This is a genomic window from Luteimonas dalianensis (assembly GCF_049339425.1).
GTDB lineage: Bacteria > Pseudomonadota > Gammaproteobacteria > Xanthomonadales > Xanthomonadaceae > Luteimonas > Luteimonas dalianensis.
In genome coordinates, this window is sequence record NZ_JBMPPO010000005.1 from 241668 (window position 1) to 258034 (window position 16367).

A 16367-nucleotide genomic window follows, 5' to 3' on the forward strand; every position below is an offset into this window, starting at 1 on the left:
GACTGCACGGCGGCATGGCCAGCTGGTTCCGACGCGACAAACCCGAACCCGAAGGCCCCGCCGGCAGCAGGCGCCGCCTCAGCATCGAGGAACTGGCGGCCGCGTTCCCCGACAGTCACCAGGCCGGGCCCGAGGCGCCGCCCGCCGCCGAAGCGGAGGCTCCCGCGCAGGAAGCTCCGGTTCGGGAAGCGCCGCCCGCGCAGCCGCCCGTCCAGGCCCCTCCAGCCGCGCCGGAAGCGCGCGAGGCACCGCCTCCAGCGCCCGCGCCGGCTCCAGCCCCGAAACCCCCTGCCCCGCCGGCCGCTGCACCGGCCGCTGCACCGGCCGTCGCGCCGCCACCCGCCGTCGACACCGGCCCGGCGCAGGCCCCGGCCGCCGCTCCGGGCAAAAAGGGCTGGCGCGAACGCCTGGGCGTCAGCGGCTTTGCCCGCAACCTCGGCGGGCTGTTCTCCAGCAACCCCAAGCTCGATGACGACCTGCTCGACGAGATCGAGACCGCGCTGCTGACCGCCGACGTCGGCGTGGCCGCCACCACCGCCCTGGTCGAGACCATGCGCAAGCGGATGAAGGCGCGCGAGTTCGCCGACGCCGCCGCGCTGCTGGCCGGACTGCGCAACGAAATGGTCGCGCTGCTGCGCCCGGTCGCGCAGCCGCTGGCCATCGACACCTCCGCCAAACCGTTCGTGATCCTCACCGTGGGCGTGAACGGCGTCGGCAAGACCACCACCATCGGCAAGCTGGCGCGCCGCTTCAAGGAGGAAGGCCACGGCCTGATGCTCGCCGCGGGCGACACCTTCCGCGCCGCCGCCGTGGCCCAGCTGCAGGCCTGGGGCGAGCGCAACGGCGTGCCGGTCGTCGCCCAGGGACAGAACGCGGACGCGGCCTCGGTGGCCTTCGACGCGCTGCAGTCGGCCAAGTCGCGCGGCACCGGCGTGCTGATCGCCGACACCGCCGGCCGCCTGCACACCCAGCAGGGCCTGATGGCCGAGCTGGGCAAGATCCGCCGCGTGCTGGGCAAGGTCGATCCGGTCGCGCCGCACGAAGTGCTGATGGTGGTGGACGGCACCACCGGCCAGAACGCCGTCTCGCAGGTGCGCCAGTTCAACGCCGCGGTGCAGGTGACCGGGCTGGTGGTGACCAAGCTCGACGGCACCGCCAAGGGCGGCGTGGTGTTCGCGCTGGCGCGCGAGTTCGGCATCCCGATCCGCTATGCCGGCATCGGCGAGCGTTCCGAAGACCTGCGGGTGTTTGACGCGGAGGCCTTCGTCGACGCGCTGCTGCCGGAGGCGCTGGGCGGGTGAAGCGCCGCTCCGCGATCGCGTTGATCGTGGTCGTGGTGCTCCTGCTGGCCACCGCGCTCGCGCTGCGCTGGGCGATGCGGCCGCAGACGCTCGGGCCGCAGGTGCTGGGCATGGCCGGCCGGGCGCTGGGACTTGAGATCAGCGCCGGGCAATTCGATTACCGGCTGCGCGGCAGCCCGCAGCTGGTGGCGCGCCAGGTCAGCGCGCGCGTGCCCGGCGCCGACGCGCCGCTGATCGAAGCCGAACGGATCTTCATCTCGGTGCCGTGGTCGACCCTGCGCGCCCGCGGCGCCGACCTGACGGTGACCCGGATCGAGCTGGACGCGCCGAAGGTCTGGCTGCAGCCCTTCATGGACTGGTGGTCACAGCGCCCTCCCGGCGACGGCCCGCTGCCGACCCTGGCCGACGGGCTGCTGGTGAAGCGCGGCCATGTGGAGGGCGGCGAATGGTCGCTGCGGGACATCGACATCGACCTGCCGTACTTCGCGCCCGGCGAGCGCGTGCGCGGCGCGGTACGTGGCCGCTACGAGGCGCAGGCGTTCGACGCCCCGTTCAACCTGCGGCTGGCGATGACCCGGCCCGCCGCCGGCGCCGGCATCGGCATCGCGGGCACGGCCAGTCCGCAGGCGGATGACTGGCGGCTGCCCAACCGGATCGTGCTCTCCGCCCGGCTGGCCCCGGCCTCCCCCGGCGCGCCGGGAATCCGGCTGCAGGGGCTGCGGCTCTCCTCGGCTTCGCGCTACGAATCGCCGGGCACGAGGCAGGCGTTCGCGCTCGGGCTGGCGGCCGAAGCCGCGTTTGCCGGCGGTGCGCTGTCGCTGGAGCCGGCCGCACTGGCGCTTCGCGGGAAAGATCTGGTGCCGGATCTGGACGGCCGCGGCCGCCTGGCCTATGCGCAGGCGCTGGCGCTGGAGCTCACCGGCGACATCAGGCGGTGGCCGCAGACCTGGCCGGCACTGCCCCCGCCCATCGGCGATGCGGACACGCCGCTGCCGTTCCGGCTGGCGTACTCGGGGCCGGCCAGCCTGGCCGACCCGCTGCGCCTGGAGCTTCAGCACGACCAGGCCCGCTTCGAAGGCAGCCTGCGGGTCGCGGACGTCACCTCCTGGTTCGCCGCCATCGACAGCGGCACGCCGCTGCCGCCGCTGGATGGGCGCCTGACCGTGCCGCGCATCGACGTTGCCGGCGCCAGCCTGCACGGCGTGGAGGTCACCTTCGACGACGCTCCCGCGGATACCGGCACGCAATGAAGCAGGACGCGAACGCCGCCTTCGCCAGCCGCCTGCTGGAATGGTTCGACGCCAACGGCCGCCACGACCTGCCCTGGCAGCACCCGCGTACGCCCTACCGGGTGTGGCTGTCGGAAATCATGCTGCAGCAGACCCAGGTGCGGGTGGTGGTGCCGTACTTCGAGCGCTTCATCGCCGCCCTGCCGGATCTGCCTTCGCTTGCCCGCGCGCCGCTGGACGACGTGCTCGCGCTGTGGTCGGGGCTGGGCTACTACGCCCGCGCCCGCAACCTGCACGCCGCGGCCGTGGCCTGCGTGGAGCGGCACGGCGGCGACCTGCCGCGTGACATCGACGCCCTGGTGGCGCTGCCCGGCATCGGCCGCAGCACCGCGGGCGCGATCCTCGCCCAGGCCTGGGGCGATCGGCATCCGATCCTGGACGGCAACGTCAAGCGCGTGCTCGCCCGGCTGCACGCCGTTGACGGCTGGCCGGGAACGCCGAAGGTCGAACGCCATCTGTGGGCGCTGGCCGAATCGCACCTGCCCCACGCGCGCATGGCCGACTACGTACAGGCGCAGATGGACCTGGGTGCCACCCTGTGCACCCGCCATGATCCCGCCTGCCTGCTGTGCCCGGTCAGCCACGGCTGCGCCGCGCTCGCCCAGGGCCGCGTGGCCGAACTGCCGACGCCCAAGCCCGGAAAACCGCTGCCCCTGCGTGAGGCGGTGGTACTGCTGGTGTACGACGACGCCGGGCGCGTGCTGCTGCAGCGGCGCCCGCCGGCCGGCGTCTGGGCGTCGCTGTGGTCGCTGCCCCAGGCCGAGGCCGATGGGGACGCGCGCGCCTGGTTCCAGGCGCACCTGCGTGGCGACTGGACCCGCGGCGAAGCGCTGGACCCCATCGCCCACGCGTTCACCCACTACCGGCTGACCCTGCGGCCGCTGCGCTGGCGCGAGGTGGGCGCGGGCGCGAAGGTGCTTGACGACGCGCACCTTCGCTGGGTCCCGCAAGCCGAACTGGAGTCGCTTGGCATTCCCGCGCCGATCCGGCGCCTGCTCACCGGCAGCGCGTCGACGGCCTGACCCGACCTACAATGGGGATTATCAATCCCCTTGTGAGGAGCCTTCGTGCGCAAAGTTTTCTGCCAGTACGAACAGGCCGAGGCCGAAGGCCTCGATTTCGCGCCGTGGCCCGGTGAGCTGGGCAAGCGCATCTACGACAGCATCGGCAAGAAGGCGTGGTCGGCGTGGCTGGCACACCAGACCATGCTGATCAACGAGAACCGCCTCTCGCCGCTGGACCCCAAGCACCGCGCCTTCCTGGAAGGCGAGATGAAGAAGTTCCTGTTCGAGGGCGGCGCCGACAAGCCGGCCGGCTACGTGCCCGAGTCCGGCGACTGATCGTCAGCGCGCGGCTCGTCCACCACTTCACCGCCTTCGCGCAGGTCGCGCTCCGCATCGCGGATCGCGTCCACATCCAGCGGCCGGATCTGGCGGATGTGGCAGGGAATCGTCATCGATCCGGCCCCTGCGCCCACCGGCCGCACCTTGTCGAAGTTCACGTGCACGGTATTCATGTTGCTGGTGATCACGATGGAGTGGGCGTAAGGCAGGTCGGGACAGGCGCCGGAGAGGTCGAGCAGCCAGGCCTCCCGGGGCCGTGTCCAGACCGCGACCGCGGAATCACCCAGCGCAGTCCAGCCGTTGAGGCGGCCGAAGAAACGGAAGCTGCGTACCGGCTCGCCGGCATTGGCCTCGTACAGTGCGGTTTTTTCACCGTCGCTCATGCCGGTCGTTGCGCACGCGGCCAGCAGCAGCGATGCCAGTAGCGCGGGAATGGTCTTCATCATCTTCGGACTCCTGCCGTGCGCGGCAGTCGGGCGTATGCTGATGATGCTCCCAGCTGCCTGAGCGGGCGGACAACAAAAAGCCCGCTCGGAAGCGGGCTTCGGGAACCTGATGGTGGCCAGGGAGGGAATCGAACCCCCGACACGGGGATTTTCAATCCCCTGCTCTACCAACTGAGCTACCTGGCCGGAACGCTGCACGGCCAAGCCGTCAGGAGCGGGAATGATACGGATGACGGCCGCACCCGGCAAGCACTGCGATTGCCTTCACACGGCAAAGGTCGGTTGATCGCTCCTTTCCCGCGGGTGCTTGTCCCCGCCCCGCCCGCCCCGTAAACTATGCGGCCGCCGCAGGCTCCGGCCCGCGGACGGCAGTACAAGGGCGGTTAGCTCAGCGGTAGAGCATTGCCTTCACACGGCAAGGGTCAGTGGTTCGATCCCACTACCGCCCACCAAACAGGAACCCCTGGGAAACCAGGGGTTTTTTGTTGCCTGTCGCCGGGTAAAGCCCGGTATTGCCGCTCAGTTGGCCGGCGGGGCAAGCGCCCGGCGCCACTCGGCCAGGCTGTCCATCATCGCCTGCCAGCGGTGGGGGTAGTCCTTCATGGCCTGCGGGTTACCGTTCTGGAACGCCTTGGTGATGGCGTCCACGTCGTCCCAGAACTGCGGGTTGCGGGCGACCGGCCTGACCAGGGTCAGCAGCATGACTTCCATCGCCATCATCTTGGCGACCAGGGGATCGGCATCGTTTGGCGGTTGCGCCATGGGGTACTCCTTCAATCGGGGGCGACAGGATACTGCGTACGCGCCGGGCGGGATCCGCCCCACCCGGCTGCAGGATCACGGACAGCCAGCGGTACGTACGAACGCCAGGTCCTGGAAGTTGTAGCTGGAGCCGACCGCGGGATTGATCCGGGTCAGTGCCAGCTCCGGCTCGCTGCCGTCCCCGGCCAGCGAGAATTCCAGCCACGGCTCGGAACCGATATTGGCATCGTCCCAATCCACCAGCAGCCTTCCGCCTGAGGCCATGACGGTACCGGTGAGCCTGGGCGATCGTTGCGAAGCGAACCGGACCGTGCCGTCCCCGGCCGGGCAAGCCGACGCCTGTCCAAACCACGGATCCTCGTACACGCCCAGCCACGGTTCCAGGTCCGCCAGGCTGGCCGCAACGCGATCGCTGGTGTCCGGCACCGGCTCGGAACCGGGATCGTTGGACGAGGCCGCGCGATCGCTTTCAATCAGATCGGCATAGTGATGCACGTCCAGGCCGCTGCCGGGACTGGTGAGATGCTTCACCAGCGCCTGGGAGAGCGCGGTACGCGCGTCGCCGCCCGAACCGTTGATCATCAGCACGAAGCCCGAACCCTTGCCCGGCAACAGGGTCAGCGCCGAGAACATCCCGGACAGGGTGCCGGTATGGCCCACCCGGAAATGACCGTCACTGTCATTGATGCGCCAGCCCAGGCCATAGGCGTAGAAATTCGCGCCCTCCCACTCGCGCATGCGCTCGCCCAGCGGCATGGGCATGTGCACGCTCCACAGCGTGCGGCGCTGCTGCTGCGACAGCCACGGCTCGCCGTCTACCAGGCCATGCACCTCCGGCTGCAGCCACATCTGCATCCACGCCGTCATGTCACGCAGGCTGCAGCGGATGCCGCCTGCCGCCGCCATGGGCACCGCAGCGACCACCTCGCCGTCCTCATGCACCACCACGTTGCTTCCATCGCGCTGGACATGCGGCTGGGCGACGCTGCCCACTTCGTCCAGGCGCCATTCGCCGACGCGGCAACCCGCAAGCCCCAGCGGCTCGAACAGCTCGCGCCGCAGCGCTTCCTCGTACGAGCCTGCGCCCGAGGCCGCCGCGGCAACCTCACCGGCGACGATGTACATCACGTTGCTGTAGTTGTAGCGGCTGCGGAAGCTGCTGCGCACCGGCAAGTGGCCAACGCCCGCCACCACCTGTTCGCGGGTGAACGCGTTGGGCCCCGGCCACAGCATCAGGTCGCCGGCCGCCGGGCCCAGCCCGCTGTTGTGGATCACGAGGTCGCGGACCTGGATCTGCTCGCCAACCCAGTCGTCATCCATGCGGAAATCCGGCAGGTGGCGGGTGACCGGGTCGCCCCACGCCAGCTTGCCCTGGTCGACCAGCCGCGCCAGCAGGGCGGTGGTCATGGCCTTGCCGTTGGAGGCGATCTTGAACACGGTGTCCGGGGTGACCGGCTCGCCCTCGCCCGCGCGCAGCTCGCCGGCGGTCCGCATCCAGGTGACGTCCCCGTCTTCCACCACGGCGACCGCCATGCCGGGCAGGCTCCAGCGTTCCATCGCCTGGTCGAACAGTTCGTCGAGGGCGGGGCTGGCCCAGGCCGAGGGCATGCAGGCCAGCATCGAGATGGCCAGCAGCGTAGGCAAGCGTGGGACGGCCCGGATCATGTCAGTACTCCAAAAAGAAAGAAAACCGGCCGCATCCCGGAGGATGCGGCCGGCGCAGGTTGCCGATCAGAAATCGTAGCTGACGTTGAAGAAGAACTGCCTGCCAATTGCACTGTGGGTAAGCTGGCGGTGGTAAGGCCAACTGGTGTGCGACGGATCGACCGGAGGCATCTTGTCGAACAGGTTGGTCACGCTCAGGCCCAGCCGCATTTTCTCGATGATCTGCTTGGATACATCCAGGTTCCAGATCGTCTGGCTCGGACCCCGGCCCGGACGGGTGGCCTGGTTGAAGTTCGGAATGCCGCCCTGCGTGTAGGCGTACACGCTGGTGTTCCAGTCATCGTAGGCCCAGTTCACGCGCATGTTCGCGCGCCAGCGCACGGGGTTGTAGGCGAGCTCGTTGCGCGAATCGACCAGCGGCGAGTCGGCGAAATCCGCGGTCTCGAAGGAGAACACGTGGGTATAGCCCAGCTGCACGCCCAAGCCGCCCCAGCGGCCCATGTCGTGCTGGTACCTCAGCGAGGTGTCCACGCCCGTGGTCTTCATGATGGAAGCGTTGATCGGGAACGACCTCCACCGGGTGATCCGGCCGAGCGGGTTGTGCTCGCCCACCGGGCGCTCCACGTAGTAGGACGTGTAGAAGTTGCACTCGGTCGAGTTGCTGTCCACCGGGTTGCCTTCCCGATCCTGGCCCAGGCGGCAGTCCGCCTCACGCTCGAACGTCACCGCGTCGGGAATCAGCCGCACGCGATCCTCCAGTTCGATCTGGTAGTAGTCGACCGTGGCCGACAGGTTGGGCAGGACATCCCAAACGAAACCGATCGTGGTCGACTTGCCCGTCTCCGGCTCCAGCAGCGGACTGGCTGCTGAAACGCGGGCCTGGCTCGGCTGGTAGTAATAGGGCGTCGAGATGTTCTGGCAGTCGGACGACAGCGGATCGATGCCGTCAAGCCGGCAGAAGTACTCGTCGAAGATGTAGGGGTATCCGATCACCTCGCCCGCATAGATCCACATCAGGTCCGGTGCGCGGAAGCTGGTGGCGTGAGTGGCACGCATCAGGAAGTTGTCGGTCGGGCGCCATTCCAGGCCGGCCTGCCAGGTCACCGCATCCTTTGAACTCCGGAGTGCCGGATCCAGGTCCGTATCTTCATACTGGTCGAAACGCCCGGCCACCGTTGCTTCGAGCGAGGACAGCAGCGGCACGCGGAACTCCAGGCCCGCGGCATAGCGCTCGCGCGGACCACCGCCGGGGGTGCGGCCCAGGTTGTAGATCTTCTCGGGCCCGATGTAGCCCTCGACCACGCGCGGATCGGGGCGCAGGTAGTATTCCGCGCGGGACGCCTCCAGCACCGCCGCCATCTCCACGCTGCCCGCCGGCAGGTCGAACAGCGGGCCGGAGAATACGAACTGGAAGCTGTCGTTCTCCGACTCGCCCTTGTTGACCACGAGCGTGGTGATCTGCTCGTAGATGTCCGGCGTGACCGGCGCGAACATCCGGTCGGGATTGAGCTCGCGGATCTGGTTGGAGAAATCGCGGCCATCAGGCGCCGCCACGCCGTTGACGTAACCCTGAACCGGGCCCAGGAAATAGTCGCGCGACTGGTCGCGCAGGAAGCGCGGCATGGACGATGTCATCTCGAACCGCGACATGGTCACGCCCGCATCCCAATCGAAGCGGCCGCCGAACGCGGTGCCCTGCAGGCCGAAGTTCAGGTTCCAGGCCGTTTCATCCGAGACGATATGGGTCATGCCCGCCTGGCTGACGGTGAGCGCGCGCTGCCCGCCCATGACCTCGTTCCTGGACTGCGAGAAGTGGGTGAAGATGTCGCCGCCCATGTAGTAGTGCGTTTGGGCGCTGCTCTTGTCGTCGGACTTGTTGATCAGGGCCTGGGCGTAGCCCCGCAGGCTGTCGGAGAAATCGAACGTTGCGGACAGATAGCCGGAGGTCTTGTTGTAGCTGTTCTGCAGCGAGCGGCCGTTGTAGTAGTCGAAGTTTCCGCAGCGGTTGGCCTGGTCAAGGTCCGCACTGCTGAAGAAGGGGTGATATGCCGGATCGGTCTGGGTACAGGCGGCCATCATGGCTTCATGGGTGCTGGCGTAGCCACCGCTGCCGTCCGGCCAGAGGTAGACGCTGGAGTTCGCGCTCGCCCAGTACCCGACGCCGGTCAGCAGCCAGGTCGGCTTGTCGCCGGCGGGCGTCTGGAACCTCGGGTCGGCCCAGTAGGTCAGCCCGCGCTGACTGGCGATGATCTCCTCGCGCGCCAGGTGCTCGATCGTCCACAGCAGGTTCCAGCGGTCCCCGCTCGCGCCGCCGACGTACTGGAGCAGGCCGGTGTCGCCGCCGCCCTGGCTGGTGGTGCCGCCACGCAGGCGCACTGAATGGCCGTCGAAGTTGGTCTTGGTGATGATGTTGATCACGCCGGCCACCGCGTCCGAGCCATAAATGGCCGAAGCGCCGCCGCTCATCACTTCGATGCGCTCCACCGCCGCCGCCGGAATCGAGCCGGTGCTGACCGCGTTGTTGTTGGTGCCGTAGACCGCCGGATAGTCGGCCATGCGCCGGCCGTTGAGCAGGATCAGCTGGTAGCCCGGGCCGAGGCCGCGCAGGTTGATGAACTGGCCGTTGGGCGCCTGGGTGCCGGTGGTGTCCGTCTCGTTGGTGACCAGGCCCGTGAACTGGGTCAGCGTGCCCAGCGACTCCCAGATGGTGGTGAAGCCCTGCTTCTCGATATCGTCGGCAGTGATCACCACCACCGGCGCAGGTCCTTCGACGTTGGCCCGCGCGATGCGCGAGCCGGTCACCGCAACGCGGTCGAGCTCCGTGACTTCCCCGGTCCGGGAAGACTGCTCCTCCGGTGGATCATCAACGCCATCCTCCTGGGCCATCGCCCAGCCGGGGACCAACAAGGTTGCCAGTACGGCGGTTGCAAGGCGGCAGCGGGCGAACGACGTGACTGTGGGTGACATTCGACTCTTCTCCTGGAAGGCAGCGAACGGTCACGCCGGGTTGCCTCGTCATCCAGCCCGACCCGGATGTATCCGGCTCGCCCCTGGCCAGTTTGAAGATACGGCGTCTCCCCGGCGCCGTCCCGAACCTGTTTAACACGATTGCAACAAAGGGGCAAAACCCCGGCGACAGCCTCCTCACCGCGGCGTGCAATCCCCGGTTCGAACGAACCCCAGATCCTCGTAGTCGTAGCTGAAATCGGCCTCCGGATCGACCTTGGCCATCGTCAGCCGCGCCGGCAGGCCGTTGCCCGCCGGGCTGAAATCCAGCCACGCATCGGCATCCGGGCCGAGGGTGTCGAAGTCCACCAGCAGCCGTCCCGCGGCGGCCAGCACCGGCCCGGCAAGACGGGGCGAACGGGCCGACTCGAAGCGCACGCCGCCGTCGGCGGGGCAAACGGTGACCTCGCCAAACCACGGGTCGCGCCAGGTGCCGAGCATCTGTTCCATCGACGCCGCATCGGCCGGCGCGCGCGGCGCCTGTGCGTCGGCGGGCAGTCCCGCCGTGCCCGCCTCCAGCGCCTGTTCGCGCTCGCGCGCAAGGGCGTCCACGTAATGGGCAACCGTCCGGCCTTCGTCCGGCGCGGTGAAGAGCTTGGCCAGGGTCTGTTCCAGCACGGTGCGCGCCTGGCCGGCGTTGGAGTGGAGCAGGATCACGAAACCCGCGTCCAGCTCCGGCAGCAGCGTCACCGCCGAGTACATGCCCGACAGGGTGCCGGTGTGCGAGACCTTGGCCGTGCCGTCCACGTCGGTCAGGCGCCAGCCGTAGCCGTAGGCGTAAAAGTGGCTGTTGTTCCAGTCGCGCATCCGCTGCGACATGGGCATGGGCATGTGCGCCGTCCACACCGCCTCGCGCTGGGCTTCGGACAGCCAGCCGGGAGCGGTGCCGGGATCCAGCCACTGCTGCACCCAGCGCAGCATGTCGCCCAGCCCGCAGCGCACGCCGCCGGCCGCGGACATCGGCATGTCGGCCACCACCTCGCCGTCGGGCCGGGCCACCCACTGGCCGTCGCGGCGCGCGTGCGGCGCGGCGACGCTGGCGGCGTCGGCAACGCGCCATTCGCCCACCCGGCAGCCATCCATGCCCAGCGGTTCGAACACTTCGCGCCGAAGCAGCACGTCGAACGGGGCGCCGCCCGCGGCCGCGGCCACCTCGCCGGCCACGATGTACAGGTTGTTGTCGTAGGCGTAGCGCGAACGGAAGCTCCACAGCGGCTTCAGGTGCGCCAGCCCGGCGATGACGTCCTCGCGGGTGAAGGAGTTCGGCTCCGGCCACAGCATCAGGTCACCGGCGCCCGGGCCCAGGCCGCTGTTGTGGATCAGCAGGTCGCGCACCTGGATCTCGCGCGTCACCCAGTCCTCGTACATGCGGAAATCCGGCAGGTGCTTCGCCACCGGGTCGTCCCAGGCCAGCAGGCCGGCGTCCACCTGGCGGGCCAGCAGCGCCGCGGTCATGGCCTTGGTGTTGGAGGCGACCTTGAACAGCGTGTCGCCGGTGATCGGCTCTCCGCCTCCCGCCGCGGCTTCGCCGCGCAGTTCGAGCTGGCGCACCTCGCCATCCACCACCACGCCGACGGCGATACCGGGCAGGCCGTAGTGATCGACGACGTCATCGACCGCACGGGCCACCGCTGCGATCGGCTCATCGGCCGAGGCCGCCGGGGCAAAAAAAATCGCGGCCGTCAGGGCGGCCGCGAAGAGGGAAACATGACGGATCACGGTTGTCGTTGCTCCACTTTGCCAGCCATCCCGCCCGCGGCCCGTGCCGCAGGCGGGAACCGGCCGGTCAGAAGTTCCAGGTCACCACCAGCTGCGTGTAGCGCGGCGACTGCCAGCGGGTGCCGGTGCCGTGCAGGCCACGCGACACGCCCGGGCCCATTTCGTAGCGCTGGCGCACGTTGATGACTTCGTCGTTGTTGAGCAGGTTGTACACCGACAGCCGGGCCGTGAGGTCGATGCCGTCCACCGGCAGCGTCCAGGTCACGTTGGCGCCCAGGTTGTAGGTCCACGGGGTACGGCCACCGGAACCGCGCCCGGCGTACTCGTACACGCGCTCGTCCCAGGTGCCCGAGCAGTTCTGCACGCAGTGCCAGAACGTGCCGCCGCCCGAACCCTCGGTGACGAAGCTCGCGCCGCCCAGGGTATCGCCGGGCCAGGTCACGCCGAACATGTTGATCGGGGCGCCGGACATCGCGGTGAACATCGCGCCGAACGCCCACTGGTCGTTGGGCGCGTAGCTGCCGCGCAGCTTGATCTGGTGGCGACGGTCGTTGAACAGCGGGCCGTAGTCCTCGTTGTTGGCCGGGTGGTCCCAGTGCTGGACCATGCCGGTGTCACCGTAGTTGGTGTCGGAGTTGACCGGGCCTTCATGGTTGCCGTCCAGCTTGGACCAGATGTAGGAGGCGTTGAACGCCCACACGCCGTCCCACGCGCGGTCGAGCTGCAGCTCCACCGACTTGTAGGTGCGCTTGGGCTCGAAGTAGCCGATCACTTCGCCGCTGCCGCCCTTGATGTAGCCGTCCTGCGAGGTATCGATGGTGATCCAGCCCTCGGTCTCGCAGCCCAGGCTGGCGTCACCCCAGATGGTCAGGTCCTTGCCGGGGTTGCCGATCGGCCAGCGCGAGTAGGACAGCGCGCCGCACGGGGTATGGTTGAGGCGCATGTCGTCCAGCGCGTTCTTCATGCGCCGGTAGGTGGCGTTGACGCCCCACGACCAGGTCTGGCTGAGCATCGACTGGTAGCCCAGGATCGCTTCGTCCTGGTACACGGCGTCGAGATCGCGGTCCACGCTCTGGCGCAGGTCGCCCACTTCCACGTTCCAGGTGGTGTCCACCGGGCCGATCTGGGCGCCGATGATCGGCTCCATGTAGCTGCCACCGGTCACCGGGTTGACGGCTTCGCGCCAGCCGTCGAGCTGGTAGAAGGTGCGCTCGTCGGTCAGGCCGCCGGCAAAGGTGTACTGGATGTTGCTGGTGACCGGGAGGTAGTAGCGGCCCAGGTTGCCGAACAGCTTGGTGGTGCCGTCGCCCTTCATGTCCCAGGAGAACCCGAACCGGGGCGACACCAGGTTGTCCATCTTGATGAAGCTGGTGCCGACCGCGGTCTTGTTGTTGAAGTTGTCGACGCGCACGCCCAGGTTGAGCAGGAGGTTCTGGGTCACGCTCCAGGTGTCTTCGAGGTAATACGCGGTCGCCGTGGTCTCGAACACGCCGCCGTCGCTACGCTCGCGGGCCATCAGGATCTCGTCGACGCCCGCCGGAACCACTGCGCCGTTGTCCAGCTCCGAGCCCGGGGCCATCTGGTAGGCGGTGTACCGCATGCGGGACGGGCCCGGGTAGTAGGTGACGCGGTCGGTGGTCATGATCTCGTGGTCGACGCCGAATCGCAGCTGGTGGTCGCCCAGCGTCCACTCGAAGTCCAGCCGCCCGACCTCGCGCTCGTCCTCGTGCGCAACGATGGTGCCACCGGTGGGATGGCAGCCCAGCGTCGGCCGGCCCATGGCGTTGTAGATGTCGTTGTAGCTGGCATTGATGAACACGCCCCCGCACAGCGCATCGGCCGGGGACGAGGTGAAGGCCTGGCTCTCGTTGATGCCGTACATGGCCTTGGCCACGAAGTTCTGCCCGAAGTAGCCGGTGTAGGTGACCGAGCCGCTCTGGCCGCCGGTCTCGGTGTTGCTGGTGCCGGTGGCCGGCGTCCTTTCGTTGGTATCCCAGTTGTAGCCGTAGGTCACCAGGTCGCTGTCGCCCTCGTCGGAGAACGCAAGCAGTTCCAGGGTGTGGTTGTCGTTGATGCGCCAGTCCATCTTGGCGCCCCAGAACCCGTTCTCGCCGGAGTTCTCGTACCAGGTGGAGCCGGTGGAGCTGCTGTACTTGGAGTCACTGTCGCGCAGCTCGTACATGGCGAACAGGAACAGGCGGTCGCGGATCAGCGGACCGGAACCCCAGACGTTGGTCTTGTAGAAGCTGCTGCGGTCCCGGCTGGACCGGTAGGTCGCGGTGGACGTGGTGCCGTCGGAGTTCTCCCCGGTGATGATGCGGTCGCGCCCCGAGGTCTTCCAGGCATCCGGCTCGAACGTCAGCTGCACGCCGCCCTCGAATTCGTTGCTGCCCGAGCGGCTCACGGCGTTGATCACGCCGCCGGTGGCGCGTCCGAATTCGACCGAGTAGCCGCCGGTCTTGACCTGGTATTCCTCGAAGAACGCGAATGGCGCGGTGGAATAGCTCCGGCGACGGTAGAAATCGGTAACGTTGAGGCCGTTGATGAACACCGAATTTTCGGCCACCGACGCGCCGCCGAACGAAATGCCGCCGAAGCTGGAGTTGCCGGTAACCACGCCGGGGGCAAGCAGCGCCACCGAGTTCAGGCTCTGGGCCACGGGCAGGCGCGCCCATTCCTCGCGGGTGATGTTGGTGGCCGACTCGGTCGAGCGCACGTCCACGCGGTTGACCACGCGGCTGCCGACCACCTGCACGGCGGCGAGGTCGGCGATGCCACCCTGCGAGCCGAGGTTGACGGTGGTCGTTCCGCCGAGGGAAACGGTGACTTCAAGCGGTTCGCCGATCGGCTGGCCGTCGCGCATCACCTGCAGGCTGTAATTGCCGATAGGCAGCTGGCCCAGGCGATAGCTGCCGTCGGCGCTGACGTTGGCGCTGCGGGTGAGGCCGGTCGCGGGGTTGTTCACCACCACCTGGTCCCCCGCGGTGGCGCGGCCGGCGACCGCACCGGTGACCTGCTGCGCAACCACCACCGGCGCCACGGCGGACATGCATGCGCCCAGGGCGATGCACAGGGCGGCACGGCGAAGTCGGGTTTGTCTGGGCTTCATTGTGGTTCTCTCCGGTACAGATAATCAGGGGTTGGCGGGGGTTGAGCGGGCGATTCCATCCGCGCCCTGGGAGACAAGCTCCCATTCGAATCGGTAGTTCCATTGGTCGAAATACAGGTTGCCGCCCCGCCACTCGGCTTCGCCGCGCTGCAGGTCGACGGTTTCGGAACGGTGGTGCTGCTTGGCCGGCACGAACTCGCGCGACCAGTCGTCGTTGAAGGCGATCCGGTAGGCGTCCAGGCCGCCGAGGTAGAAGCCGGCCAGGCCGGGATCGGCATGCGGCAGGTCGCCGAAGGTCACATCCATCGGCACCCAGCCGTAGGGCTCCAGGTACAGCCAGCCCCAGTCGTGCATGTTGTTGTAGCTGCCGTCGGAAAAGATCCAGCCGGACTGCCAGCGCGCCGGGATGCCGTTCATGCGCAGCAGGGTGATCAGCAGCATGGTCTGCTGGCCGCAGTCGGCGTGGTCCTGCTCCAGCGCGTGCTGGCTGATGTTGGTGATGGTGGAATATTCCCGGGCGCCGCCCCAGGGAATCGAATCAACGGCCGCGAACAGCTTGCGGGCGATGTGGTACGGGTTGGTTTCATCGCCCACCACCTGCGCCGACTTCAGGCGCATGGCGTCGGTGAACACCACGTGCGGGGCGCGCTCGGCCACGAACGGCGCCAGCTCCGGGGTGATGTCGGCGGGCACCACCCGCGCGGGATCGATGTCGGCGTACTGGCCATACACGGTCAGCTCGTAGTCGACCGAGAACCGCGTGGGCTCCCCGGCCACCGCGGGCGCCTCCATGTAGACGGTGCGCTGCAGGGCCGATTCGGGGGCGAGCTGGTGGCTGCCGGGGGTGGTGGAGACCAGATGGATGTCTTCCTGCTGGCCGGGAATGGCCCGCGGGAACGGAACCCAGGCGCGGATCGTCTCGCCAGCGGGCACCTGATCCGGTTTCACCGTCAGCGACTGGGTCACCCGCACGCGCTGCGGCGCCACCGACTGGTTTTTTGCGGCCAGCGCGGCATCACGCACCTGCACGTGATGCGGCAGCACTTCCAGCTCCAGCGGGCTGTCGTAGAAGTTGAGCGGCGTGACCCGCCGCCGGCGCGCTTCCTCGCTGACCCGGAACAGGTTGGACGGGCCGCGATTGAACCAGCGCCGCTCGCCGTCGATCACCCGCGCCTCGATCTGGCCGGCCGCGTCCCAGCGCGCAAAGTCGGCGTCGGTCATGTCGGGGATATGGCGGAGCAGGCGCTCCTTCGCACCGGCCTCGTCCAGACTGAAGTCCATCAGGATCCGGCGCATGCGCTCGCGTTGGAACTCCAGCGCGGCGCGCTCATCGGCGCCCAGCGCGGGATCCTCCAGCGCCGCGGCGATCGCCGCCTCGGCACCGGCGAAGTCCCCGGCGTCCACCTGCTGCACGATCGCGGCGGGCGCCATCAGGCGCTGGCCGATATCGATTGCAGTCGGGCCGGCGTCCGGAGCGCTTTCCGCAGCAGTCACGTGCGGGGCGGCCACGACCAAACCCGCCACAAGCCCCGCCAGGGCCATGGCGGGCCGCCATTTCCGTCGTGAACCGCTGCCGGCTGCCGCCGGACAACGGAATGGAACGCACGCGCTGCGCACTTTCAGGCCTCTCCTCCCCAGGGACGCTGTCAAGGCTGTGTAACATGCACGTGAGTGGCCAGTCAATAATTTATTCTTTCTTATTGCTTTTGATGAATGATGTATTCCAT

General features: G+C 68.5%; 11 protein-coding genes and 2 tRNA genes. 5 read left to right on the forward strand and 8 right to left on the reverse strand.

Features of this window, described 5'->3' with window-relative positions; all coding sequences use genetic code 11:
• Positions 1-14 precede the first annotated feature (14 nt).
• The 4 genes from ftsY to ACOZ90_RS09430 are packed head-to-tail and all read left to right on the forward strand — an operon-like array spanning position 15 to position 3930.
• Positions 15-1301 carry a signal recognition particle-docking protein FtsY gene (ftsY, locus tag ACOZ90_RS09415; protein WP_422893398.1) on the forward strand — a complete coding sequence of 429 codons (1287 nt, stop codon included), beginning with the start codon at positions 15-17 and terminating at the stop codon, positions 1299-1301.
• Complete coding sequence (locus ACOZ90_RS09420; RefSeq protein WP_422893399.1) at positions 1298-2551, forward strand: AsmA family protein; 1254 nt, start codon at positions 1298-1300, stop codon at positions 2549-2551. Before ftsY ends, ACOZ90_RS09420 begins: the two co-directional genes overlap by 4 nt.
• A complete protein-coding gene (gene mutY / locus ACOZ90_RS09425; protein ID WP_422893400.1) occupies positions 2548-3612 on the forward strand; it encodes an A/G-specific adenine glycosylase in 1065 nt (354 codons plus the stop codon). Before ACOZ90_RS09420 ends, mutY begins: the two co-directional genes overlap by 4 nt.
• A 45-nt stretch (positions 3613-3657) precedes the next feature.
• On the forward strand, positions 3658-3930 hold the full coding sequence (locus tag ACOZ90_RS09430; protein ID WP_422893401.1) for an oxidative damage protection protein: 273 nt from the start codon (positions 3658-3660) through the stop codon (positions 3928-3930).
• On the opposite strand, the gene ACOZ90_RS09435 is transcribed toward ACOZ90_RS09430, so the two are convergent.
• Together ACOZ90_RS09435 and ACOZ90_RS09440 are read right to left on the reverse strand one after the other, a co-directional pair.
• A complete protein-coding gene (locus ACOZ90_RS09435) occupies positions 3906-4376 on the reverse strand; it encodes a DUF6491 family protein (protein WP_422893402.1) in 471 nt (156 codons plus the stop codon). The genes ACOZ90_RS09430 and ACOZ90_RS09435 overlap by 25 nt on opposite strands.
• 113 nt (positions 4377-4489) lie before the next feature.
• A tRNA-Phe gene (locus tag ACOZ90_RS09440) sits at positions 4490-4565 on the reverse strand.
• Between the two features lie 191 nt (positions 4566-4756).
• On the opposite strand from ACOZ90_RS09440, the gene ACOZ90_RS09445 reads away from it, so the two are divergent.
• Positions 4757-4831: transfer RNA gene (locus ACOZ90_RS09445), tRNA-Val, on the forward strand.
• Positions 4832-4898: 67 nt separating this feature from the next.
• Here the strand turns inward: ACOZ90_RS09445 and ACOZ90_RS09450 are convergent.
• From ACOZ90_RS09450 to ACOZ90_RS09475, 6 genes are all read right to left on the reverse strand, one after another.
• Entirely contained in the window at positions 4899-5141 is a 243-nt protein-coding gene (locus tag ACOZ90_RS09450) for a hypothetical protein (RefSeq protein WP_422893403.1), read from the reverse strand.
• Between the two features lie 75 nt (positions 5142-5216).
• Positions 5217-6806, reverse strand: coding sequence for a serine hydrolase domain-containing protein (locus ACOZ90_RS09455; protein ID WP_422893404.1), 1590 nt, complete (start codon positions 6804-6806; stop codon positions 5217-5219).
• Between the two features lie 66 nt (positions 6807-6872).
• Complete coding sequence (locus tag ACOZ90_RS09460; protein ID WP_422893405.1) at positions 6873-9692, reverse strand: TonB-dependent receptor plug domain-containing protein; 2820 nt, start codon at positions 9690-9692, stop codon at positions 6873-6875.
• Between the two features lie 258 nt (positions 9693-9950).
• Complete coding sequence (locus ACOZ90_RS09465; protein WP_422893406.1) at positions 9951-11441, reverse strand: serine hydrolase; 1491 nt, start codon at positions 11439-11441, stop codon at positions 9951-9953.
• A 157-nt stretch (positions 11442-11598) separates the two neighbouring features.
• On the reverse strand, positions 11599-14640 hold the full coding sequence (locus ACOZ90_RS09470) for a TonB-dependent receptor (protein ID WP_422893407.1): 3042 nt from the start codon (positions 14638-14640) through the stop codon (positions 11599-11601).
• 24 nt (positions 14641-14664) lie between these two features.
• Positions 14665-16182, reverse strand: a complete 1518-nt coding sequence (locus ACOZ90_RS09475) for a transglutaminase-like domain-containing protein (RefSeq protein WP_422893408.1) — start codon at positions 16180-16182, stop codon at positions 14665-14667.
• Positions 16183-16367: the final 185 nt, after the last annotated feature.